The organism is Paenibacillus sp. JT31N11 (assembly GCF_056269285.1).
This window is the reverse complement of record NZ_JBWDNQ010000004.1, coordinates 212069-233154: the sequence shown is the minus strand read 5'-3', so window position 1 is coordinate 233154 and position 21086 is coordinate 212069. Positions and strand designations below refer to the sequence as shown.

The window sequence follows — 21086 nt, the reverse complement described above, 5'->3', positions numbered from 1 at the left end:
AGGAATCAGGATGCTGGAGCTCCAGCAAGTCATCTGGCGCGCGGCCGGTACGGATTTCCAGCTGCGGATTCCCAGATTGGCCGTTAAGCCTGGCATTACGCTGCTGGTCGGCCGCAACGGCGCAGGGAAATCCTCATTGCTGAAGCTGCTGGCTACCGCCCAGTTCCCTGCAGCCGGTGAAATTCGCTACGACGGGTTGACCGCTGAACGAGATTTGCCCGTTATAAGGTCCATGATCGGATTTGTGCCTACCGGGATTGAGCTTTACGAGGAGATGAAAGCTGCCAGGCTGCTGCATTATCTGGCAGAGCTCAAGGGAGGCGCGGACGAGCGTCATCTGGAATATTTGATGAATGCTTTTCATATTGCGCCTTATAAGACCCGAAAAATCAAAACGCTTGCACAAGGCATCCGGCAGCGGATTGCACTTGCACAAGCGTGGATTGGATCACCTGCCTATATTTTTCTGGATGAGCCGCTGAATGCGCTTGATTCTCTGGAAAGGCTGCGGTTCATCCGCTTTATGGCCTCGCATGCCCGCAACCAGACGATTATCGTCTCCACGCATGAGCTTAATGAATGGGAGGCGTGGGCAGACCAGGTGATCTGGCTGGATAATGGGCGGATCCGCTATTACGGCTCAATCGGGGACTGGCACAGCGGCCTGCCCTTATCGGTCTGGGAGGGGCAGCTTGATCATAACGCATACAGCAAGCTTGATCCTGACGTCATTCTCCAGGTGAGTACAGAGGAACAGGTTTACACAGTCCGTTGTATCGGCGATGCGCCTCCAGCTGCTCATTTCATGAGACAAACGACTACAATCGAGGATGCTTATTTCATTCGCTGCCGATGTTTTGACCAGTCTCACAATATCGGTTAATCACGTCCACCAACAGATTATTCAGCGCCTTGACTTCATACTCCCCCACTGCCGGCTCCAGATGATCGCCCCCGATTCCGCTGTGGTCTGTAAGAAAAATATACGTCCCTCCTGTGGATACAGCCATGAAACGCATCAAATATTCCGTGTTCACGTCAACGCCGCTTGAGGCAATGGGTATGATCCGGATGCCTTGGCTTGCCGCCTCCTGGGCCAATTTCTGCATTCGCTTCACAATGGAACTGTCGTGATGAGGAGGCGCATCCAGTACTAGAAACAGCAGCCTTGCCCGCGCCTCTTCGCTCCACTCATGGTCATAAATGGCGCTGTCCAGCGCCTGGTCCACCGCTTCCGGAAAATCCCCGCCGCCATTTGCCCGCTGCTCCGAAATTTGCTTTACGGCTTTCTCGACATCCTCGGTGAACGGGTAGGGCTTCACGACATAATCATCGCCTTCATCACGGTAAAAGTTCGTGCTGACCCTTATCCCGAGCTGCTGCCCGTTATCGTCCTCGACCTGCTGAACGACATCCTTCAACTCGGTTTTCAAATAATTCAGCTCATCGCCCATTGAACCGGTTGTATCCACAACGAGCATCAGATCAAGCGCATTCGAGACCGGCACACCCTGATCCAGCTTGATCTCAAGGGCGCTGTTCCGGCTCCGGGGAATATCCACATTTTCAAAACGCTTCGTTTGGCCCCCTGCCTTCACTTCAACCAGATAATTGGCCCGGTTTCCCTGCTGCTCGAATAAATCGGCAAATACGGACGTTGTGCCGTTCGCATCGGTCCGGGCTTCCCAGACGGATTGCCCGTTTTGACCTATCACGGCGACTTCCGCATCCGGGACCGGACGGCCATCGCCGGTTACCTTTACCTGCAATCGTTCAAATTGAAAAAAAGACCAGTATCTGCGGTTATCCGCGCCTTCAGAGGTGTCCAGAAGCTCCTCCCACTCGCTCCAACGGTCAAGATCATTCCATTCGCCCGCGGTCAGCATGCCCGCCTGGGGCTCCGGTGTCTGACGCCGATCCGGTTCTTCAAACGGCCTGCTGCTGTCTGAATGCTCCTCGGAAGAACTCACGGCGCGGTCGCCCGCCGCCGGCTCGGACATGCTGTCCGTTGTCGCATCTCCGGCTGCAGCCTCCTTCCCCTCCTGCGAATGATCCGCTGATGCAGCCGTGTTCGTACTGTCATTCCGGCTGCTGTCGTTCTCATTGGACGAACAGGCGGCACCGAGCACCAGTACGCCAATGAAGAGACCAATTACTCCCAGCAATCTCATTGCCGATAAAGCTGCATTCTCTGTTTTCTTCGGCATCCCAACTTCCCCCTTGTCAACTGGATAAACTTCCTCGAAAACCAACCTCTGTATATTTATGGATGGCTTTGAACTAATCGACGTTTCCAGATTGGGAATTGTTGCAAAGATCGCAGGAGTGTGAAAATTTTAAGTCCATGATTTATGGAATGAGCGTATAAATATCGAAACAAACGTATTTTTTTCGACATTTATCCTGTAGTATAAGAAGAAAAGGTAAAGGCCAGGTTGATGGCCTGACTTTTCTTCTGAAAGAAAAGGTAAAGGCCAAGTATGTGGCCTGCTCTTTCTTCTGAAAGAAAAGGTAAAGGCCAAGTATGTGGCCTGCTCTTTCTTCTGAAAGAAAAGGTAAAGGCCATCTAAATGAATCATAAGGGTTTAAGGAGGCAGCATCTTGGAGACTTATATGCTGGCGGAACTTACTATTGCGCGCAATGGCGCATCAACCAGACTCGTATTTACCTCCGCACAGCTTGTTATTGTCACGGAAGCCGGATTCCGGCTGTGGTATATTGATCTCGATGGCATAACCCAAACCTCTCTACTGCGCGAATTTGAGCAGAGTGAGGATATTCGTGTGGATTTAAGCGGCGTCACACTGGGAGGGCGGGCCTTCGAGGCCGTCGGATATCTTCATCCCAATACGAAGCATCATGCGGCGGCCATTCGCGGTGACGGCGTTCTTCCCGGTTTTTGACAGCGCCGCCGCCGCCTGAACTGATTGTTTCCCTTACATCATCAACAGCCTTTTCATTCATATCCTAAAACCCCGGAGGAATCTTATGAATCACAATGAAATAAAAATATTTGCCGGCAGCTCAGGACAAGCCTTTGCCCAAAAAATGTGCCGCTATATTGGGGTGGAGCTTGGCCATTCCGAAGCGCTGACCTTCTCCGATGGCAACACGTTTGTCCGAATTGGTGAAACCGTCAGGGATAAGGATGTATATCTGGTGCAATCCATCGGCGTAAAGCCCAATGACGAATTTGTGGAAATTTTGTTCTGGATCGATGCGTTCAAACGCGCCAGCGCCAATTCTGTGACGGTGATCATGCCCTATTTCAGCTATGCCAAGGGCGACAAGAAGGATGAGCCGAGGGTATCGATAAGAGCAAGAGTATGTGCGGAATCCATAGAGCTTGCGGGGGCCGACCGGGTGGTGGCCATGGATCTGCACAGCCACCAGATTCAGGGCTTTTTCAAAAAGCCGGTGGATCATCTGTTTGCCCTGCCGGTTCTGTGCGAAGCTGTGAAGCAGATGAAGCTGCAGGATATGGTCGTTGTCTCTCCCGATGCCGGCTTTGCCAAGCAGGCCAGGAAATTTGCCAATAATCTTGGCACTTCGATCGCAATCGGCGACAAGACGAGACATGATCATAATGAAGCAGCCGAAATGATGGAGATTATCGGGGATGTTCAAGGCAAGACCGCTTTGATCGTGGACGACTTCTCCTTGTCGGGAGGCACTTTAATTGAGCTCGCCAAATGGCTGAAAATCAAGGGAGCCACCCGCATCGTCGCCTGTCTTTCCCATCTTGCCTTCACCGAGGCGGCTGTCCACAAGCTGGAAGAAAGCCCGATCGAATTTGTTATCGGAACGGACTCGGTTGAGAATCCGAATCTGACTTGCTCCAGCAAAATCAAAATTGTCTCCGTCGCGCCTCTGTTTGGCGAAGCCATTGGCCGTATTCACCGGAGCGAATCGGTCAGTCCGTTGTTTGAAAAGGTGCCTCTTACCGTCATTCCCTCATCCTTTGAATAATAAGCACCCGGAAGAAAATAAGATGCAAGCCTATATTGGCAGCAAAGGCCCCGCCGGCATGAATCCTAAACCGGCGGGGCTTTTGCTGTCGGAGGAAATTATCCTGCAATTCCTTTGAAAAACAAATCGAAGGTGAGCGCCATCTGCTCGTCAATCGGCTCATCGTCGTCGGACATGGACCACATGACCAGTGTTCCAAAATACGTCTGCAGCGCAAGCCGCCCCATCATTGCGGCAGGCATATCCTGGCGCAGCTCCCCGCTTTCCTGACCGAGAACAATCGTAGGAACAATGACCTCAAGCATTTCCTCCACCATGCAGTTGTGCTTGACTAGCGCGGCTCCTCCCGCCAAATCCGCTTGAAACATCGCCCTCGTCAACGATTTATTAAGGGGGAATTGCTGGACCATCTGAAAGATCAGCATTCTCAGGCGCGGTATAAGCGGACCTGGCTTCGCTTTCAGCTTCGCGATTTCCGTCATGACGAATACACCCTGCAGCTCATGTATAAGATCCTCCTTGGAGGCAAAATAATTGAAGAACGTACCCTTGGCGACACCTGCGAGCCTGGCAACCTGCTCTATGGTCGTATGTTCGTAGCCCTGCTCGGAAAACAGCGAATATGCAGCATCCTGTATCCGTATTCGCGTTTGTTCCTTTTTTAGTTCCCGATTCATGTCAGCTGGTTCTCCTCGCTTCGTGTTCTGGATAACAACATGCTAGCCTTAGTTTACCATACTTGCCTTGATAGCGTAAACATTTATGACCTTCGGTTCATTTATTCATCTTTTTTCCTGATATCTATTATTAAAAACAAAGACAAACCCTATTATTATCAAAGAAATTTCACATAATAAAATTATGACCGTAAGTACAATATTATTGATTTTATTTTTAATATCGGCTATAACTATTCATATGGATCGTGAATTTGTGAATAAGAATGAATGTGAGACAGATGGGGAGGAACTAACATGACAGAACGCTTTGTCCGCGGTCTGGCCCGTGCGAAGTGGATCGTATTGATCGCTTGGCTGGTCATAACGGTGGTCGCCATGCTCGGACTGCCAGACCTGCAGTCGATCGTGCGCAAGACCGAACAGAAATTCATACCGGCGGACTCCGAATCGGTAGTGGCCAAACAAATGCTGGAACAGATTGATCCGGAATCTACGACGAAGTCCAGCGCCATTGTCGTTTATTCACGGGAAACGGGCCTGACCAAGGACGACCAGGCCTGGCTCGAGAAGAAAGCCGCCGAGCTTCGCGAATTAAGCGGGAAGGAAGGGTTCAAGTCGGTTCAGTCGGCTTACGATACCCCTGAGCTCGCCACTAAATTCCGCAGCAAAGACGGAACCACAGAGATGTTTATCGTCGGCTTCGACCGGGTCGAGAACGATACAATCACCCAGGAAGCCGTAGACAAGCTGAACGGGAAAGTGCAGGGCGCGCCTGCCGGAAGCCAGGTTTCTCTGACAGGCAGCGCTCCTATCGCCAAGGACTTTCAGAAAAGCTCGGAGGAAGGCTTGAAGAAGACAGAGCTTCTTACCGTAGGACTGGTGCTCATTATCCTGTTCATCGTCTTCCGCTCGCCCGTGACCCCATTTATTCCGCTGCTGACCATCGGCATGTCGCTTGTGATCACACGCGGCCTGGTGGCACTGGCAACCGATTACGGAATGCCTGTCTCCTCTTTCACGGAATCCTTCCTTATTGCTGTGCTTTTTGGAGCCGGAACGGATTATTGCATCCTTCTCATCCAGCGGTTCCGCGAGGAGCTCAGCCGCGACGGGGAAAAAGTCGAAGCGCTGGTGCGCACCATGAAGAGCGTTGGCAGAACGGTGGCTTTCTCCGCCAGCACGGTATTCGTCGCCTTCTTCCTGATCGGCTTCGCACAGTTCGGACTGTATCAGTCCGCAGTGGGCGTATCCATCGGGGTAGCCGTAACCCTGATCGCGGGCCTCACTTTGACCCCCGCACTGCTGATGATCTTCAGCAGCGCCACGTTCTGGCCATCGAAAGTAAAGAGCGGTCAGGGGCATGGCGAATCCAGGCTGTGGACCGCAATGGCTTCCCTTGCCGCGCGGAGGCCGGTAGCCGTACTGCTCGTCACGGTTATTGTGCTTGCGCCGGTTACGCTGTTGTTCGAGGGCAAACGCTCCTTCGACGATATCACCGAGATCGACCCCAGCCACAGCTCGGTGCAGGGCTTTCGCCAGGTTGAGCACGCATTCGGCTCCGGAGAGGTATTCCCGGTGTCGATCGCGCTTACCTCTTCCGGTTCCATGCGGACGCCGGAAGCGCTGGCTGCGATTGAAACCGCGAGCGCAAGCCTATCTCAGCTGGAGGGTGTTCAAGAGGTGCGCAGCGCCATCCGGCCGCTCGGCGAGCAGCTCGCCGACTTAACCGTACCCAATCAGCTGACCCAGGCTACAGAAGCGCTGGATGAGATGAAGAACGGGGTCGATAAGATTGCGGATGGCTTAACGAGCGCAAGCGGCTCCATTACAAACGGTCAGGGCGATATCGGCAAGCTGGCGAGCGGACTTCGCACGATGGCGGCCCAGACAACCAAAGCCAAGGAAGGGTTGGACCAAATCTATGGCGGCTTGAGGGATACAGCCAAGGGCTCCGATCAGGTGGCTGGAGGGTTATCGCAGAGCGCCAAGCTTGCCGATTCCATGAGCGGGGATCTTCAAAAGCTGCTTAAAGCGCATCCCGAGCTTGCAGAGGATGCCAATGTGAAGGCGCTGCTCGGCAAGCAGCAGGGATTGAGCGGAGGCTTGAAGGATTTGACCAAGGGAGCCTCAGCCATCCAGCAGGGCTTCAGCCAATTGAACCCCGGTGTCGCAGGCGTCTCCGGCGGACTTGGGCAGCTGGCAGAGGGACAATCGCAGGCGGCCGATGGTGCCGCCAGGCTGAAGGGCGGCTTAAGCGAGCTAACCAGCGGTCTGAATGACGGCGCCAAGGGACTTTCCGACATCTCAACGGGATTGACGCAGGTCAAGGATGCCCAGACGATGATCGGCGGCAGCCAGATTCCCGGCTGGAATTTGCCCAAGGAAGCGCTGGACAGTCCCGAGCTGCAGCAGGCGCTCGAATATTACATGTCCGAAGACGGCAGGACGACGAAGGTGGACGTGATCCTCTCGGTTAATCCTTACTCGGAGGAAGCGCTTGTTACCGTGGATAGTCTGCGTGATACCTTGCGGCAGAGTCTGGCTAAAAGCGCCATCGCCGAACCGCAAATACGGGTAAGCGGCACCTCTGCGCAGATCGAGGAGCTGAAGGGCATTTCGCAAAATGATTTCACGCGTACAGGAACGCTTGTCCTGCTCGGCATTTTCATCCTGCTGATGATTCAGCTCCGCTCGTTCCTTGCGCCGCTTTATGTGCTGCTCTCGCTGGGCTTCAACTATTTCGTCACGATGGGCATCGTTGAATTCATCTTTGTCCGGCTGCTCGGGCAGACGGGCTTGTCCTGGAGCGCTTCGTTCTTTATCTTCCTCATCATCGTTGCGCTCGGAGTCGATTACAGCATCTTCCTGATGGCGCGCTTCAAGGAAGAATACCGCCCCGGCGGAATACCTTACGCGGTGTCCTGGGCCATGTCCACGACCGGGGGCGTCATTATTTCCGCAGCGGTCATTATGGGCGGCACCTTCGCCGCGCTGATGCTCTCCGGCGTGAATACGCTGCTGCAGATCGGGGCAGGCATCGTGATCGGTCTGGTGCTTTATTCCACCGTCTTCATGGGGCTTGTGGTGCCGGCTCTGGCCAATCTCGTCGGCGAAGCCAACTGGTGGCCGTTCAATAGACGCCGCCGCGAATCCGCACCGGCCGTATCCGGAGACGCAGCCAAAGCGCACAGCGTTCGTACGGAATAATCCTGCAGGAATGAAGAAACGGCTGCCGCAAGTCCCTCTGCGGGGGCAGAAGCTTTCTTCCCTCAGAAAAAGCAGCAAACTAGAGCGGATTTATTTCATATTTAAGAAGAAGCTAACTTCGCCGTCCTATGGAGGCAAAGTTAGTTTCTTTCTCAAAAATAAAAGACAAGGCACATTTTATACTTTCTTCTTACACATCGTTTAAGAAAAGCCTTGGCTCCAACCCTTTATGCGGGGGTGAGCCAAGGCTTTTGCGTCTGGTTAAGGAGAGGTTATTATTTGGTTGCAGCTGTCACAGTGAAAGCAAGCAGCTCCGAGAGCTCAATCCGCTGGATCATTTCCAGCACCGTTCGGGTCTCTTCCTGCTCCCTGCCGCGCTCCTGGGCTGCGATGGCATCGGTCAGCACCTGTGCCCGCCAGACCTGCGCGTCCCTGATTGCCTTCAATGCCTCACGCACAGCCCCTTGCGGCAGCTTCTCCAGATCAACGTCGGTCCGCAAATAATCGCTTACCCTGACCTGTATATTCGCCTGCGACAAATGTGCCCCGGCGCGGTGAAACCAGTAGTTGGCATTCGAATAATCGCCTTCCATCCGGTGCATGATGCCATGCCAGTAGCTGCCCGTACTGTCATCTTCTATTTCCTGCGAATAGGAATGCGACTCGTCCAAACTGTCATTGCACAAATGAAGGCCCGCCTTCAGCGCAATCATCGCCTTGTCCACGGCCGCATGGGCTGTGGGGGTGGTGAAATTCAGGCTCTCGATCTCAGCGCTCAGCGCCGGGTCCCACACCGATGCGGGGGAAAGCTTCTGCGGCTCCTGACGCGACTGAATACGATCGGTAATGCGCTTCAATTGTTCATGATTGGACATAAATAATCGCTCCTCTTTATTGAATGATAATCGCGTACACGCTGCCCGGCCCGTGTATGCCAATGGTCAAATCGTTCTCGATATCGGCGCTCCGGCTTGGTCCCGTGATCAGATTCAGGGAAGAAGGCATCGCCGCCGCATCCGGATGAAGCGCACGGAAGAGCTGGAACGTGTCTCCCATGCGGGTCACGATCTGGTCTGCCCGGAAGACCGCGAACAGAACCTCTGTCAGCAGGCTGACCGAACGGCCTTTGCCGCCTTCGCTGAACAAGGCTAGCGTGCCGGTATTAGCGATCACGCTGTCCGGCCAGACAATCCCGAGGCGGCTTTGCTCGGCTGCCTGCAGCAGCCCGCTGCGCCTTGCCCAGTTGCCGTCGGGCCCGGTCGGCAGGTCGCGCGGCTTCACATCAGCTTCGCCGCCTTCGCGCCAGATCAGGGATTCAATGCCCCCTCCGCGCAGCGTCTCATCCAGTTCAAGGGCATTCAGGCCGTCATGATTCCAGCGCACGGTGCGGGTAATATCATGATCCTGGCAAACCTGCAGCAAATACTGGCCGATGGTATGCGGCGCATCAGTTTCGTCTACGAGCAGAACCTTGCCGCTTAGCGCCGTCCAGTTGGCGATAAATGCATCCAGGCGTTCTTCCGCCGTCAGCTCGACTGCCCGATAGTGATCGGGCACGCCGCGGATCGGCTTCGCAGGCGGCGTACTCATCGGGCTCTTGCGCCCGAGATTATTGGCGATCCGCTTCATAAACTCTTCTTTACCATGCATTATACCATTAGTTGGCGCCATGGCTACCGCCTCCTTTGCGGTTTTTCTGCTGAATCGCTTCAGCTCTTGCTTGGGCTCCTGCAGCATCCGCCTTCACCGGCGCCTTGCCGCTTTGCGAGTCAGCCTTGGCTTTGGCGGCAAGCTCAGCCTGCAGCGCGGCCCATTTGTCGCGGAACTTCTGCTTCGGCAGCATCGGCATGAAGCGTGACTGGGTCCAGCCAGACAACGGCGGCGGCCCGCTCTTGATGAAGCCATTGCGGACAAGCGGCTTCTGCAGATAATAGCCGGCTTTGGTCGCCAGCTTGAAAAGCGTGACATTGCCGAACATCGTTTCGTATGCTTTGAAGGCCACACGCTCCGGCAGACCGGTCAGCTTCATCTTCACCTTGCGGTGACGGAGATGCACCAGCATGTCATGCAGTGGAATCTTCACCGGGCATGCTTCGTAACAAGCGCCGCAAAGGCTAGATGCATAGGCGAGAGTACCCGCTTCCTTCATATCCTGCTGCAGGAGCGGCGTCAGCACGGCGCCGATCGGGCCGCTGTAAACGGACCCGTACGTATGTCCGCCGACGTTGCGGTAGACCGGGCATACATTCAGGCAGGCTGCGCAGCGGATGCAGTTCAGCACATCCTGGAAGATGGGATCGCCCAGCTGGCCCGAGCGGCCATTGTCCAGAATAATAACATGCAGCTCCTCAGGGCCGTCCAGGTCCTGCGGTCCTTTCTTGCCCGTCAGAATCGACGTATATGCGGTCAGCTTCTGCCCGGTCGCACTGCGCGCCAGCAGATTGAGCACCACCTCAAGATCCTCGAAGTTCGGCACCAGACGCTCCATTCCCATCACCACGACATGCACTTTCGGGATCGTCGTAACCATCCGTCCGTTCCCTTCATTGGAAACGAGCGAGATCGAGCCTGTCTCCGCTACACCGAAGTTGCAGCCTGTAAGGCCAATATCCGCCTCAAGGAAGTAATTGCGCAGCTTCTTCTTGGCATATTGGGCCAAAATCTTCGTTTCCGGCTCGAAGGGACGTCCGGAATCCGCCTCGAACAGATTGGCGATCTGCTGTTTGTTCTTATGAATGGCGGGAATAATCAGATGGGAAGGCGTTTCCTTCGCCAACTGCAATATATATTCGCCAAGATCCGTCTCAATCGCTTCGATACCTTCATCCTCAAGAGCGTGATTCAAATGCATTTCTTCCGACACCATCGATTTCCCTTTGGCAACGAGCTTGGCATTACGGCTCTTGGCAATATCCATGAAGGTGCTGACAGCCTCATCGCCTGTCTTGCAGAAATACACGTTGCCGCCGTTCTTCACGACATTGTCGGAGAACTGTCCCAGATAATAATCCAGGTGCGAAATCGTATGCTCGCGGATAGCGCGTCCGCGTTCCCTCCATGCTTCCCAATCTCCTAATACATCAGCGGCGCCCAGCCGTCCGTTGCGGAGCTTATCGGTTGTGAAGGCCACGGCCTTTCGCAAAAAATCATCCTTGAGCGCTGCGCGTGTCCGCTTCTTCAGCTCGGAGCCGATTGGCGACAGCACATGCTCATGATGCCCCTTGCCGGGGGTGGTAGGTGATTGCGGCTTCTCCCGATCCTCAGTCAATTGATCCGTTGTTCGACTCATTATGCGCGTCTCCCTTCGTCCAGCAGCTGCGCCAGATGCATGACCCGCACAGGCTTGCCTTCCTTGTTCAGCCGGCCTCCGATGTTCATCAGGCAGCCCATATCCGTACCCACCAGCACCTCTGCGCCGGTCTGGGATACGCAGGCGGCTTTATCGCACACCATCGCCTCCGACATGTCGGCCATCTTGACCGCGAAGGTACCGCCGAACCCGCAGCAATCCTGCTTGCGCGGAAGCTCGGTAAAGGCGATGTCCTTAACGGCGCCGATAAGCTGAAGCGGTTCCTCGCTTACGCCGAGCAATCGCATGGCATGACAGGACGGGTGGTAAGTGACCGTATGCGGGAACGAAGCGCCGACATCGGTTACGCCCAGCACGCTGACAAGGAACTGCGAGAATTCATAGGTCTTCTCCACGAGAGCAGCCGCCTTCTCCTTCCACTCCGGTTCGTTCTCGAACAGGTACGGATAATAATGATGCACCATTCCGGTGCAGGAGCCCGACGGAGAAACCACGTAGTCGCTGTGCTCGAATGCCCGGATCAATCCTCGTGCGACCTCGCGCGCTTCGTCCTGATATCCGCTGTTGAAGGCTGGCTGGCCGCAGCACAGCTGGGCTTCGGGAAAATCAACCTCGCAGCCGTAATCGCTGAGCACACGAACAACGCTTTCCCCCACTTCCGGGTATAGCGTATCGGCAAGACAGGTTATGAATAAGGATACTTTCATCTGTAGACGAGTCCCCTCTCGTTGTATGCGTTTTATTTTCTAATATCAGCTTATCAGACATGTGGATAAAAATAAAGAGCAAATTATTAAGCCCGTTAATCTCTTTGAGCTTCCCAATTGCCTTCATTCCTGACCCTCTGCCGTATCTTCTCCCAAATAGGCACGGAGCACTCGCTCGACATGGGTAAGATGCGTGCGCATCCCTTTCTCCGCTCCTGCCGGATCGCGATCCTCCATGGCCTTGTAGATGGCCTCATGCTCCTCCCAGAGCTGGACGGAGACCTGTCTGCTGCCATAGATCTGAATCCGCCGCGCTTCGCGGATGGCCGCTTCCATCTGCGAGGATATCGTATCCAGCAGCCGCATCATAATCGAATTATGCGTTGCTTTGGCCAGCAGCCGGTGAAATTCGATATCGGCGGCTTCCCCAAAGGCTTCGTCCCCCAGATGCTCCTGCATCGATTGCAGCAGCTGCCGGAATGCGGCGAGATCCTCATCCGTCCGGCGGTTAGCGGCAATTGACGCATTGGCCGCTTCCAGGGCAATACGGGCCTCCATCAGCTCAAAGATCGCTTCCCTGCTCAGCAGCAGCGAATCAAAGCTTGGCATTTTGATATCGGCCGATTCCACTGTCCGTACATAACAGCCCTCACCCTGCCGGATATCAATGAGCCCCATCGCCCTGAGGGCGCTAAGCGCTTCCCGCATTGTCGAGCGCCCCACCTGGAATTGCTCCGACAGCTCCTTCGTGGAAGGGAGCTTCTCTCCGCTCTTCCATCCGCCCTCCAGAATAAACTGCTTTAATTGATCGGCGATCTGCTCATAGATCTTGCGGGTGGATATTTTGGCGAATGACATTTTACTCCCCCTGTCCATCAATTTATAGACCGCCCATTACAGCAAAAGGCTGCCCCGTCGAACAGAGCTGCCACATACGCTCTATTCGGACAGGACAGCCCTCGCTGGTCTTGATGCTTCCGGGACGTCGGGAATCTGCTTATTTGCTGTGCAGAACTTCCGGCGTCGTCAGCTTGTCGTAGAAATCCACGGCGTTGTCTTTGTCGGCCGAATCCCGCAGGGCCATTGCCGAGCGCGGATGCTCATCCAGCATGCCGGTAATCATATAAGGAATAATATAACCCCACTCTTCCTTCTCGCGAAGCGGGATCATATATTTCTCGATCATATCCAGTACCGGACGCACATTGTATTTAACGTTTTTCAAGTGAGCAACCAACAGCTCTGTCGGGCAGTTGCCCGCCGCGCGGCCCATTCCGTAGACGGATGCGTCAAGCAGCTCGACGCCCTTCTCGGCGGAGATCAGCGTGTTCGCGAAGGCCAGCTGCATATTGTTATGCGTATGCACGCCAAGGCGTTTGCTTGGAAGATGCTTTTGGAATTTCTCAATCAGGTAACTGAAATCATTCGGATCCAGGCTGCCGTAGGAATCAACCACGTAAACCACGTCTACTACGCTAGCTTCAATCAGCTCGAAAGCTTCGAGCAGCTGGTTCTCCATAACATTGGAGAGAGCCATAATGTTAATCGTTGTCTCATAGCCGCGTTCATGGAACACATTCACCAGTTCAAGCGCCTTTTCTACATCCTGGATGTAGCAGGCAACGCGGATCAGATCAAGCATGCTTTGCTCGCGCGGCAAAATATCGTTCTCGTCCACGCGGCCGATATCGACAAGCGCCGACAGCTTCGTGTTCAGCTTCTGAGGAATAACCTTGTGCAGGAATTCGTCGTCCAGAAAACGCCAAGGTCCCGCAGATTCCGCGCCTTTCAGCAGCTTGGGCGAGTTTTTGTAGCCAACTTCCATATAATCAACGCCCGCTTCATTCAAGCTGTTATACAGATGCTGAACGAATTCGACACTGAAATCCCAGTTATTAACGAGTCCGCCGTCGCGAATGGTACAGTCGACGATTTTGCAATGATTTGTTTTAGCATTCATATACATATGTGGCTCCTTTAGCGTAGCTTGTCTTTTCTATTCATGATACTTGAAAATGATCATGAACGCAAAGCCAAATTGTCCAAAATAACCGGCTGTCAGGATTCCTTTTCGCGGGAAACGCTGTCGCCATTTGTCATGATAACATGGCGGGTGCCGCTCCATTTCTCGTAAAAAAGCTGTTTGTCGCCCCTGAACATTTTCAGCAGGACATGGATCGCCAGCGCAATATCAACTACACCGGCTGCCCCTATATACAGAAGCGTCGGAAGCCATCCCCGGTCCGTTATGGCACCGCTGATGATAACCGCATTCATACCGCCAAGCAGCGCGTACAGCAGACCGTAGCGGACAAGCAATTCACTCAGCCTCGGCCTGCCTCCTCTGCCTTGAAGCCGAATCCGGACCATCCATTTGCCAATTGTCCGTCCTCCTGTAAGGAAAGGCATCATTGTATAATAAGCAAGCAGAAGCAAAATCGTGACCGCAGGCTTCCCGCTGTGCAGAGATGCAAGCAGAAACGGGAGCAAGACAATCCCGTCCAGCTGGAGCGCCACCCATCGATGGATATAGCCCACCTGCTTGGCCGCCAAATCGATATTTTCGTCCAATCGGGACACATTCGGGAGAAATCTTGTCAATAACGGGGCAATGCTGTAGCCGAGCATCCCGCCGGCCGTATTCAGCATCAAGTCATCCACATCAAACAGACGGTAAGGACAATCATAGATGCCATACAAGCCCGTAACCTGGGTGATCTCGAAAAAAAGCGACATCATAAAAGAAATAATCAGCGCAGCAGCAGCGTAACGGCGAAAATAATAACGCAGAAAAAGTCCAAATGGAACAAGCAGCGCAATATTCAAAGCCGACTCCAAAAAAGCCCGCTCCGTAACCAGCCTCAAATAGGTCAGCGGCATGCCGGCTACAGCCTGCGTCTCCCTCAGCATGTCCCGGATGAACTGAAAAGGAACGAACGACGCTGCCGGACCTGCTGCTCCGGAGCAGATATGCCGGTTGGCCGGAAGCGGCAAAATAACCAGGTACAACGCGGTCAGCATGTACAAAAGCAGCAAATATAGGACAACCAGACGGATTTTATTAATATAGCCGTATCTCCTGTACTGCACAATCAGAAAAGGCAGTGTAAAGAAGAATGCCAGTACAGGGAAGCTGATCAGCGCATATCGAACAGGCAGTAAATAATTGTCCAGCGCGAAATGGATGGTAGCTCACCTCCTTGCATCGGAGCGGCTTTATTCGCCATGCACCTATGATACTACGATGCGCAAATCCGGCGAATTGATTCTTCTTACAATCAAGCCGCGAAGCTTGCAGGAATGTAAGAAACCTGCAGATGCCGCTGCCTGCAATTGTTCTATTAGAGAAAGCTGCCTGTCTAGCTGCAAAAACAAAAAAGGCAGAGCCTCAAAGAAGCGCTCTACCTTCATTAATCAACCGGTCCATGATCAAATCATATCTTCAGCGCGGACGACCTCGTCAAACTTCTCTGCGGTGATCAGACCGCTGCGGACAGCGGCTTCCCGCAGGGTAAGCCCTTCTTTGTGCGCAGACTTGGCGATGGTCGCCGCATTCTCATAACCGATATGCGGGTTAAGGGCTGTGACCAACATAAGCGATTTGTTCAGATTGTTTGCGATGGCGTCGCGGTTGGCCTCGATTCCCACAGCGCAGTGCTCATCGAAGGAACGGATCGCGTCTGCGAGCAGCCTTGCGGACTGCAGGAAGTTGTGGATAATAACAGGCTTGAACACATTGAGCTCGAAATTGCCCTGGCTGGCGGCAAAGCCGATCGCCGCGTCATTGCCCATGACCTGGCATACCACCATGGTCAAGGCTTCGGCCTGGGTAGGGTTGACTTTACCCGGCATGATCGAGCTGCCCGGCTCATTCTCGGGAATGCTGATTTCGCCGATTCCGCAGCGGGGACCGCTTGCGAGCCAGCGCACGTCATTGGCGATCTTCATCAGATCCCCGGCCAGCGCCTTGAATGCGCCATGCACAAATACCAGCTCGTCATGGCTGGTCAGGGCATGGAATTTATTCGGAGCGCTCTTGAATTTCTTGCCGGTGAGACGGCTGAGTTCCAGAGCGGCAAGCTCCCCGAACCGCGGGTCCGCATTCAAGCCGGTGCCAACCGCAGTTCCGCCAATCGCCAGCTCGCGAAGCTCCTCGCTGCTGGTTCTGACATTGCGCTCCCCCTTCTCCAGCATCCGCACCCAACCGCTTATTTCCTGGCCAAGCGTCAGCGGCGTCGCGTCCTGCAGATGGGTACGCCCGATTTTGATCACGTCGGCGAATGCCTCGCTTTTGGCTTGGAGGGTTGCCTTGAGCTGGGCGATGGCGGGCAGCACGGTATCTTCCACCGTAATCAGCGCCGCAAGATGCATGGCCGTCGGAAAAGTGTCGTTGGAGCTCTGAGAACGGTTCACATCGTCATTAGGATGAATCTTCACATCGCCAGCGGCATCCTGCTGTGCCAGGAGCTGTCCGGCCCGGCGCGCTATCACCTCATTGACGTTCATGTTCGACTGTGTGCCGCTGCCGGTCTGCCAGACCGCCAGAGGAAATTCCCCAGTCCATTTGCCGGCAATAATTTCGTCGGCGGCATCCGATATGGCCAAGGCCTTCGCTGCATCCAGCTTGCCAAGCTCCTTGTTTACGAGTGCGGCTCCCTTCTTCAAATAGGCAAAAGCGCTTATCAGCTCAACGGGCATTTTCTCCGTACCGATCTTGAAATTATTCAGGCTGCGCTCTGTTTGCGCACCCCATAAACGGTCCGCGGGAACCTGAATCTCGCCCATCGAATCCTTTTCCGTTCTGAATTCCATTCTCGTCACCTTCTTTTTTAATTTGTACATGTCCATAATCATTTTACATTAAAGCTGCCCGATAATCGATTTTTGCCGGACTTGCCTGTTTATCGCCGAGCAAAAAGGGCTAAATAAAGAGACAAGCCTAAACCGGTAGGAGGAACCCTTATGCCTTGGACCAAAGAGGATTACCCCGATTCCCTGAAAAACTTCATGGCTCCCGTGCGGGAGAAAGCGATCGAGATCGCCAATGCCCTGCTGAAGGACGGTTATGAAGAGGGCCGGGCGATTTCCATCGCCACCGCGCAGGCGAAGGAGTGGGCGGAGGACCATGACAAGCAGGTGCGGAAAAAAGGGCATTAGCCGCCCCTCCTGCATGCCGTTTCGCTTATTGGGCGATTCCGGTTCGAATGAATGTCTTCGGAAATTTAACTGCTGTCTCAAAGACAAAAGGGTGTCCTCCGGCATTTCGGAGGACACCCTTTTGTCTGACCGGCGGGAGAGAGACTCGCAGCTCTCCTGCCTCTTAAGCTGTATGCCGGAGGCTCAGCGGTTCATCCAGCCGCCGTCCACGCACATCACATGGCCGTTCATATAGTCCGATGCGGCAGAAGCAAGCAGCACAACCGGCCCCTTCAGATCCTCGGCGCGGCCCCATCGACCCGCAGGGATACGCTCCAGAATCTGTCTGCTGCGGTCAGGGTCCTTGCGCAGCTGCTCCGTGTTGTCCGTGGCGATATAACCAGGGGCAATGGCATTTACCTGCACCCCTTTGGAGGCCCATTCATTGGCTAAGGCCTTCGTTACACCCGCGACGGCGTGCTTGCTGGCTGTATAGCCCGGTACATTGATTCCTCCCTGGAACGAGAGCATGGAGGCGATGTTAATAATTTTTCCCGAACCCTGCCGGATCATTTCCCTTCCGGCCAGCTGGCTGAGGAAGAAAACCGCGTTCAGATTCACATTGATGACATCATGCCAATCGGCAGCCGCATGATCGGCAGCCGGCGTGCGCCGGATAATGCCGGAGTTGTTGACCAGAATATCGATTTTGCCGAAGGCGTCCATCGTTTGGTTTATAACGTCAGGCAGCCTGCTTTCGTCGGACAGATCCGCCTTGATGACAACGGATTTCCGGTTCAATGCCGCAATTTCCTGTACAATATCGGCCGGATTGGTCTGATTGGTTACAAGCGCCACATCGGCCCCGGCTTCCGCCAGCGCCAGTGCAATGGCTTTGCCAATTCCCCGGGATGCACCGGTGACGATAGCGGATTTGCCGGTCAAGTCAAATAATGTACTCACTCATTCCCACTCCTGTCTGCCTGCTCAATATTTACCTGCAGAGCCTGATATTTGCCCTTTATGGAGCTATCCAGCCCATCATCCGTAATAATCCGTTCCACTTCCGTCAGGGCGGCAAAGGTGAACAGCGCCCCCTTGTCGAATTTGCTGTGGTCGGCAACGCAGATCACCCGCCTGGAAGCCTCGATGAACATCCGCTTGATCGGTGATAGCTCCGGCGTAAACACACTGAAGCCGTATTCCTCATGAATGCCAGTCGTGGACAGGAAAAATTTATGAATATTCATCCTGCTCACCCACTCCAGCGATTCCGGATGCAGCAGCAGGTTATGCTGCCGGTATCCCCCTGGAACGACAAGCCTGATCTGGTCGCGCAGCGCGAGCTCGCGGATAATCATGACATCGTTCGTAACGACCGTGAGCGGCTTGTTCTCAAGCCGCCTGGCCATCGCCAGCGTCGTGCTGCCGCCATCCAGAGCGATGATGTCGCCTGGCTCGATCTGCTTCAGCGCTGCAGCCGCAATGGATTCCTTGGCCTTCTCCAGCTTGTTGTTCGGATATACCAGCGGATAGATGTTCTCTTCGCTGGGCTCAAGCGGAACGGCGCCTCCATGCGTTCTCTTGAGCAGCCCTTTGGCTTCAAGCTTCTCCAGATCATCGCGGATCGTCTTCTCCGTGACATGCAGCGATGCGCTGAGCTCGGCCACTTTTACCGCTCCGCTTTGCTGCAGCTCGTCTATGATTTTTCGTTGTCTGGTTGCGGCCAGCATGAATTTGACGCTCCTTCCGAGTGGCTCCTACTTCAATGTATTCATCTGCACAATGTCCATATCCTTAAAGGTGTAATTCTCCCCGGCCATCGCCCAGATGAAGGAATAGTTCGATGTGCCTGCGCCCGAATGAATCGACCAGGGCGGAGAAATAACCCCCTGCTCGTTGGCAACCACAATGTGACGCGTCTCTTCCGCCTGCCCCATCATGTGGAACACACGGGCATCCGCGTTCAGGTCAAAATACAGATAGGCTTCCATTCTCCGGTCATGCAGATGCGCAGGCATGGTGTTCCAGATGCTGCCCGGCTTGAGAATCGTAATGCCCAGCATCAGCTGGCAGCTCTGCAGGCCGCCTTCATGAATAAATTGATAGATCGTACGCTCATTCGATGTTTCCAGTGAACCCAGATGATTGGGATTGGCCTTGTCGATGGCCATTTTGCTTGCCGGCAGCTGATGGTGGGCATTGGCGGAGCAGAAATACAGCTTGGCCGGTTCAGCGGCATTCTCGCTTGCAAGCAGGACTTCTTTCGTCCCTTTTCCTACATAAAGAGCGTCTAGCCGGGCCAGGGAATGCTTCTCCCCGTCGACGGTGATGACAGCGGGTCCGCCGAGATTAACAAAGCCCGCTTCGCGGCGCTCAAAGAAATACTCGGTCTTGAGCGTTTGCGGGGCCTCGAGAGCAAGCGGCTGCTCCGTGGGAACTGCGCCCCCGATAACCAAACGGTCATAATGGGTATAAGTCATATGAATATGTCCGGCTTCAAATAAGTTCTCAATGAGGAAATGCTTCCTCAGCGCTTCCGTATCATACCTTTTAACATCGTCCGGGTGTGAGGCATGGCGAATATCCATTTCCGTTTTCATTACTTATTTCCTCCTATAATGTTCGTTTTGGTTTGTTTACTAGCATTATAGTATAGAAAGCGCTTTTTTGAAAGTGTTTTATATCAGCTGCCAGCCCTGTCCGGCAAAATAAAAAAACCTCCACGGCCACACGCGCCTGCAGGTTCCATTCGTATGATTATTGTTCCGGGCTTTGATTTCAATCATGCTCTCTCTCAGGCTTTACGCCTGCCTGGTCTTCCACGCTTATGAAGCTTCTTGGCAGGCAGGAGGCCTCAATCCGGAAATAAACGGCGAAGCTCTTCCGGAAGCTCCCGGCTTTTTCTGGTCTCCGCATTCATGGCGACGCAGGTGATAAGCGCATCGGCGCACAGCTCATCCTGCCCGTTCAGGATTTGCTGGCTCAACACATAGCTGGTTCGGCCGGCTCTTTCGGGCACTGTTATAATCCGCAGCTGGTCGCCTTGTCTGCATTCCTTCCGGTAGTTGATATTGATATTTACCGTTACAGTCTGAATGCCCATTTGCAGAAAAACATCGTAATGAAGCCCAGACTGCTCATACCATTCTTCTCTGCCCCATTCAAGATATTCCAGATATTTGGCATTATTCACATGTCCATTCACATCAATTTCGGTTGAACGGACCATAATAGACGTTATAGCCTGCATGGCATCCGGCTCCTTCACCGCCCCTTCAAAAGGCGTCAAATGATTACTAATGGTAGCCATAAGCAGCTGGCTTGTCAAAGAAAATCCAAGCAATGCCGTCCTCCCCCTTCATGCTTACAGACATATTTTGCGTTAAGATAGAAACTATAGCTTACAGGAAAGGATGAATATCCATGACCAGAACAGCATATTCCCGTCAAATCTTCCGCACATGGCTGTATTCCTCCGCCATTTCCGGCACCCTCGCCCTCTGCCTCTTCCTGATGGCGGGTTGCGGTTCCAATTACAATATCGGCTCCGGCGCCAACTCCCCCATGAGCGGCAGCGGGCTTCCGGATTCCGCAGCTGCCCCGGAGAATGACCATTACCAGACTCAGCCAACAGCAGAACCGCCCGCTGCCAATCAGCCGGAAGCCGGTTCCAATGCCGCTGCCAATAATCCTTACGCTGCTGCAGGGATCGATGATCCGGAAGCATTCGAGGCCATATTCGATCAGATCAAATCGGCGGTTGCCGGAGGAGATAAAGATCAGGTTGCGGACTATGTGCTTTTTCCCATGCGGTTGAATACGGCCAAAGCAAATACAATCATCAAAAACAAAGAGGATTTCATCAATAAATATGACGCAATTCTGACTGCACCTGTGAAGAAAGCATTGGCCAATCAAAAGACCGACAGCCTGTTCGTCAATGATCAGGGCGTCATGGTTGGCAATGGCGAGATGTGGTTCGGCGCTACCGCCGGTTCGCCGCAGAAATACGGTATTATTGCCGTTAACCATGACACGGTGGGGACCGACTAAGGCGCTTAAGAGCGCTATCG

Annotated in this window: 20 protein-coding genes; 6 read left to right on the top strand and 14 right to left on the bottom strand. The window is 53.9% G+C overall.

Annotated features, from left to right (window positions below):
- The first annotated feature begins 10 nt into the window (after positions 1-10).
- Complete coding sequence (locus AC0YNV_RS16920; RefSeq protein ID WP_475769098.1) at positions 11-883, top strand: ATP-binding cassette domain-containing protein; 873 nt, start codon at positions 11-13, stop codon at positions 881-883.
- Here AC0YNV_RS16920 and AC0YNV_RS16915 read toward each other — a convergent pair.
- Positions 840-2207, bottom strand: a complete 1368-nt coding sequence (locus tag AC0YNV_RS16915; protein ID WP_475769097.1) for a VWA domain-containing protein — start codon at positions 2205-2207, stop codon at positions 840-842. The two genes, AC0YNV_RS16920 and AC0YNV_RS16915, sit on opposite strands and share 44 nt — an antisense overlap.
- A gap of 394 nt (positions 2208-2601) precedes the next feature.
- Here AC0YNV_RS16915 and AC0YNV_RS16910 point away from each other — a divergent pair, with 394 nt between their 5' ends.
- Positions 2602-2904: a hypothetical protein gene (locus AC0YNV_RS16910; RefSeq protein ID WP_475769096.1), complete on the top strand. Its 303-nt coding sequence runs from the start codon at positions 2602-2604 to the stop codon at positions 2902-2904.
- Between the two features lie 85 nt (positions 2905-2989).
- A complete protein-coding gene (locus AC0YNV_RS16905; protein WP_475769095.1) occupies positions 2990-3970 on the top strand; it encodes a ribose-phosphate diphosphokinase in 981 nt (326 codons plus the stop codon).
- A 98-nt stretch (positions 3971-4068) separates the two neighbouring features.
- Here AC0YNV_RS16905 and AC0YNV_RS16900 read toward each other — a convergent pair whose 3' ends face one another.
- Entirely contained in the window at positions 4069-4647 is a 579-nt protein-coding gene (locus AC0YNV_RS16900) for a TetR/AcrR family transcriptional regulator (RefSeq protein WP_210045560.1), read from the bottom strand.
- A 297-nt stretch (positions 4648-4944) separates the two neighbouring features.
- Here AC0YNV_RS16900 and AC0YNV_RS16895 point away from each other — a divergent pair, with 297 nt between their 5' ends.
- Complete coding sequence (locus tag AC0YNV_RS16895) at positions 4945-7857, top strand: MMPL family transporter (protein ID WP_475769094.1); 2913 nt, start codon at positions 4945-4947, stop codon at positions 7855-7857.
- A gap of 275 nt (positions 7858-8132) precedes the next feature.
- On the opposite strand, the gene AC0YNV_RS16890 is transcribed toward AC0YNV_RS16895, so the two are convergent.
- The 8 genes from AC0YNV_RS16890 to fumC form a co-directional block, all read right to left on the bottom strand.
- A complete protein-coding gene (locus AC0YNV_RS16890) occupies positions 8133-8732 on the bottom strand; it encodes a hypothetical protein (RefSeq protein WP_475769093.1) in 600 nt (199 codons plus the stop codon).
- A gap of 16 nt (positions 8733-8748) precedes the next feature.
- A complete protein-coding gene (locus AC0YNV_RS16885) occupies positions 8749-9528 on the bottom strand; it encodes a LutC/YkgG family protein (RefSeq protein WP_475769092.1) in 780 nt (259 codons plus the stop codon).
- Positions 9515-11146 (bottom strand): LutB/LldF family L-lactate oxidation iron-sulfur protein, encoded by a 1632-nt coding sequence (locus AC0YNV_RS16880; protein ID WP_475769091.1) that lies wholly within the window; start codon positions 11144-11146, stop codon positions 9515-9517. The genes AC0YNV_RS16885 and AC0YNV_RS16880 overlap by 14 nt, the downstream gene beginning before the upstream one ends.
- Entirely contained in the window at positions 11146-11874 is a 729-nt protein-coding gene (locus AC0YNV_RS16875; protein WP_475769090.1) for a (Fe-S)-binding protein, read from the bottom strand. Before AC0YNV_RS16875 ends, AC0YNV_RS16880 begins: the two co-directional genes overlap by 1 nt.
- A 123-nt stretch (positions 11875-11997) precedes the next feature.
- Positions 11998-12732, bottom strand: a complete 735-nt coding sequence (locus tag AC0YNV_RS16870; protein ID WP_475769089.1) for a FadR/GntR family transcriptional regulator — start codon at positions 12730-12732, stop codon at positions 11998-12000.
- Positions 12733-12871: 139 nt separating this feature from the next.
- Positions 12872-13834, bottom strand: a complete 963-nt coding sequence (locus AC0YNV_RS16865; RefSeq protein WP_475769088.1) for an aldolase catalytic domain-containing protein — start codon at positions 13832-13834, stop codon at positions 12872-12874.
- A gap of 98 nt (positions 13835-13932) precedes the next feature.
- Complete coding sequence (locus AC0YNV_RS16860) at positions 13933-14910, bottom strand: VanZ family protein (protein WP_475769087.1); 978 nt, start codon at positions 14908-14910, stop codon at positions 13933-13935.
- Positions 14911-15303: 393 nt separating this feature from the next.
- Positions 15304-16686 carry a class II fumarate hydratase gene (gene fumC, locus AC0YNV_RS16855; protein ID WP_475769086.1) on the bottom strand — a complete coding sequence of 461 codons (1383 nt, stop codon included), beginning with the start codon at positions 16684-16686 and terminating at the stop codon, positions 15304-15306.
- Positions 16687-16836: 150 nt separating this feature from the next.
- Between fumC and AC0YNV_RS16850 the strand changes: the two genes are divergently transcribed.
- The gene (locus AC0YNV_RS16850) at positions 16837-17031 is read left to right on the top strand and encodes a DUF2188 domain-containing protein (protein ID WP_210045552.1); all 195 of its coding nucleotides are present in this window, start codon (positions 16837-16839) and stop codon (positions 17029-17031) included.
- A gap of 183 nt (positions 17032-17214) precedes the next feature.
- On the opposite strand, the gene kduD is transcribed toward AC0YNV_RS16850, so the two are convergent.
- The 4 genes from kduD to AC0YNV_RS16830 form a co-directional block, all read right to left on the bottom strand.
- Positions 17215-17973, bottom strand: coding sequence for a 2-dehydro-3-deoxy-D-gluconate 5-dehydrogenase KduD (kduD, locus tag AC0YNV_RS16845; protein ID WP_475769085.1), 759 nt, complete (start codon positions 17971-17973; stop codon positions 17215-17217).
- Positions 17970-18743 carry a DeoR/GlpR family DNA-binding transcription regulator gene (locus tag AC0YNV_RS16840; RefSeq protein WP_475769084.1) on the bottom strand — a complete coding sequence of 258 codons (774 nt, stop codon included), beginning with the start codon at positions 18741-18743 and terminating at the stop codon, positions 17970-17972. The genes kduD and AC0YNV_RS16840 overlap by 4 nt, the downstream gene beginning before the upstream one ends.
- 27 nt (positions 18744-18770) lie before the next feature.
- Positions 18771-19601, bottom strand: coding sequence for a 5-dehydro-4-deoxy-D-glucuronate isomerase (gene kduI, locus AC0YNV_RS16835; protein WP_210045600.1), 831 nt, complete (start codon positions 19599-19601; stop codon positions 18771-18773).
- 266 nt (positions 19602-19867) lie between these two features.
- Positions 19868-20263, bottom strand: coding sequence for an acyl-CoA thioesterase (locus tag AC0YNV_RS16830; protein WP_475769361.1), 396 nt, complete (start codon positions 20261-20263; stop codon positions 19868-19870).
- Between the two features lie 173 nt (positions 20264-20436).
- Here AC0YNV_RS16830 and AC0YNV_RS16825 point away from each other — a divergent pair, with 173 nt between their 5' ends.
- Positions 20437-21066 (top strand): hypothetical protein, encoded by a 630-nt coding sequence (locus AC0YNV_RS16825; protein ID WP_475769083.1) that lies wholly within the window; start codon positions 20437-20439, stop codon positions 21064-21066.
- The last annotated feature ends 20 nt before the right edge of the window (positions 21067-21086 follow it).

Excerpts from the sequence above, each read along its gene's own strand:
- AC0YNV_RS16920 (WP_475769098.1), top strand. The coding sequence starts at position 11 with ATGCTGGAGCTCCAGCAAGTCATCTGGCGCGCGGCCGGTACGGATTTC.
- AC0YNV_RS16915 (WP_475769097.1), bottom strand. The coding sequence starts at position 2,207 with ATGCCGAAGAAAACAGAGAATGCAGCTTTATCGGCAATGAGATTGCTG.
- AC0YNV_RS16905 (WP_475769095.1), top strand. The coding sequence starts at position 2,990 with ATGAATCACAATGAAATAAAAATATTTGCCGGCAGCTCAGGACAAGCC.
- AC0YNV_RS16900 (WP_210045560.1), bottom strand. The coding sequence starts at position 4,647 with ATGAATCGGGAACTAAAAAAGGAACAAACGCGAATACGGATACAGGAT.
- AC0YNV_RS16895 (WP_475769094.1), top strand. The coding sequence starts at position 4,945 with ATGACAGAACGCTTTGTCCGCGGTCTGGCCCGTGCGAAGTGGATCGTA.
- AC0YNV_RS16890 (WP_475769093.1), bottom strand. The coding sequence starts at position 8,732 with ATGTCCAATCATGAACAATTGAAGCGCATTACCGATCGTATTCAGTCG.
- AC0YNV_RS16885 (WP_475769092.1), bottom strand. The coding sequence starts at position 9,528 with ATGGCGCCAACTAATGGTATAATGCATGGTAAAGAAGAGTTTATGAAG.
- AC0YNV_RS16880 (WP_475769091.1), bottom strand. The coding sequence starts at position 11,146 with ATGAGTCGAACAACGGATCAATTGACTGAGGATCGGGAGAAGCCGCAA.
- AC0YNV_RS16875 (WP_475769090.1), bottom strand. The coding sequence starts at position 11,874 with ATGAAAGTATCCTTATTCATAACCTGTCTTGCCGATACGCTATACCCG.
- AC0YNV_RS16870 (WP_475769089.1), bottom strand. The coding sequence starts at position 12,732 with ATGTCATTCGCCAAAATATCCACCCGCAAGATCTATGAGCAGATCGCC.
- AC0YNV_RS16865 (WP_475769088.1), bottom strand. The coding sequence starts at position 13,834 with ATGAATGCTAAAACAAATCATTGCAAAATCGTCGACTGTACCATTCGC.
- fumC (WP_475769086.1), bottom strand. The coding sequence starts at position 16,686 with ATGGAATTCAGAACGGAAAAGGATTCGATGGGCGAGATTCAGGTTCCC.
- AC0YNV_RS16850 (WP_210045552.1), top strand. The coding sequence starts at position 16,837 with ATGCCTTGGACCAAAGAGGATTACCCCGATTCCCTGAAAAACTTCATG.
- AC0YNV_RS16840 (WP_475769084.1), bottom strand. The coding sequence starts at position 18,743 with ATGCTGGCCGCAACCAGACAACGAAAAATCATAGACGAGCTGCAGCAA.
- kduI (WP_210045600.1), bottom strand. The coding sequence starts at position 19,601 with ATGGATATTCGCCATGCCTCACACCCGGACGATGTTAAAAGGTATGAT.
- AC0YNV_RS16830 (WP_475769361.1), bottom strand. The coding sequence starts at position 20,263 with ATGCAGGCTATAACGTCTATTATGGTCCGTTCAACCGAAATTGATGTG.
- AC0YNV_RS16825 (WP_475769083.1), top strand. The coding sequence starts at position 20,437 with ATGACCAGAACAGCATATTCCCGTCAAATCTTCCGCACATGGCTGTAT.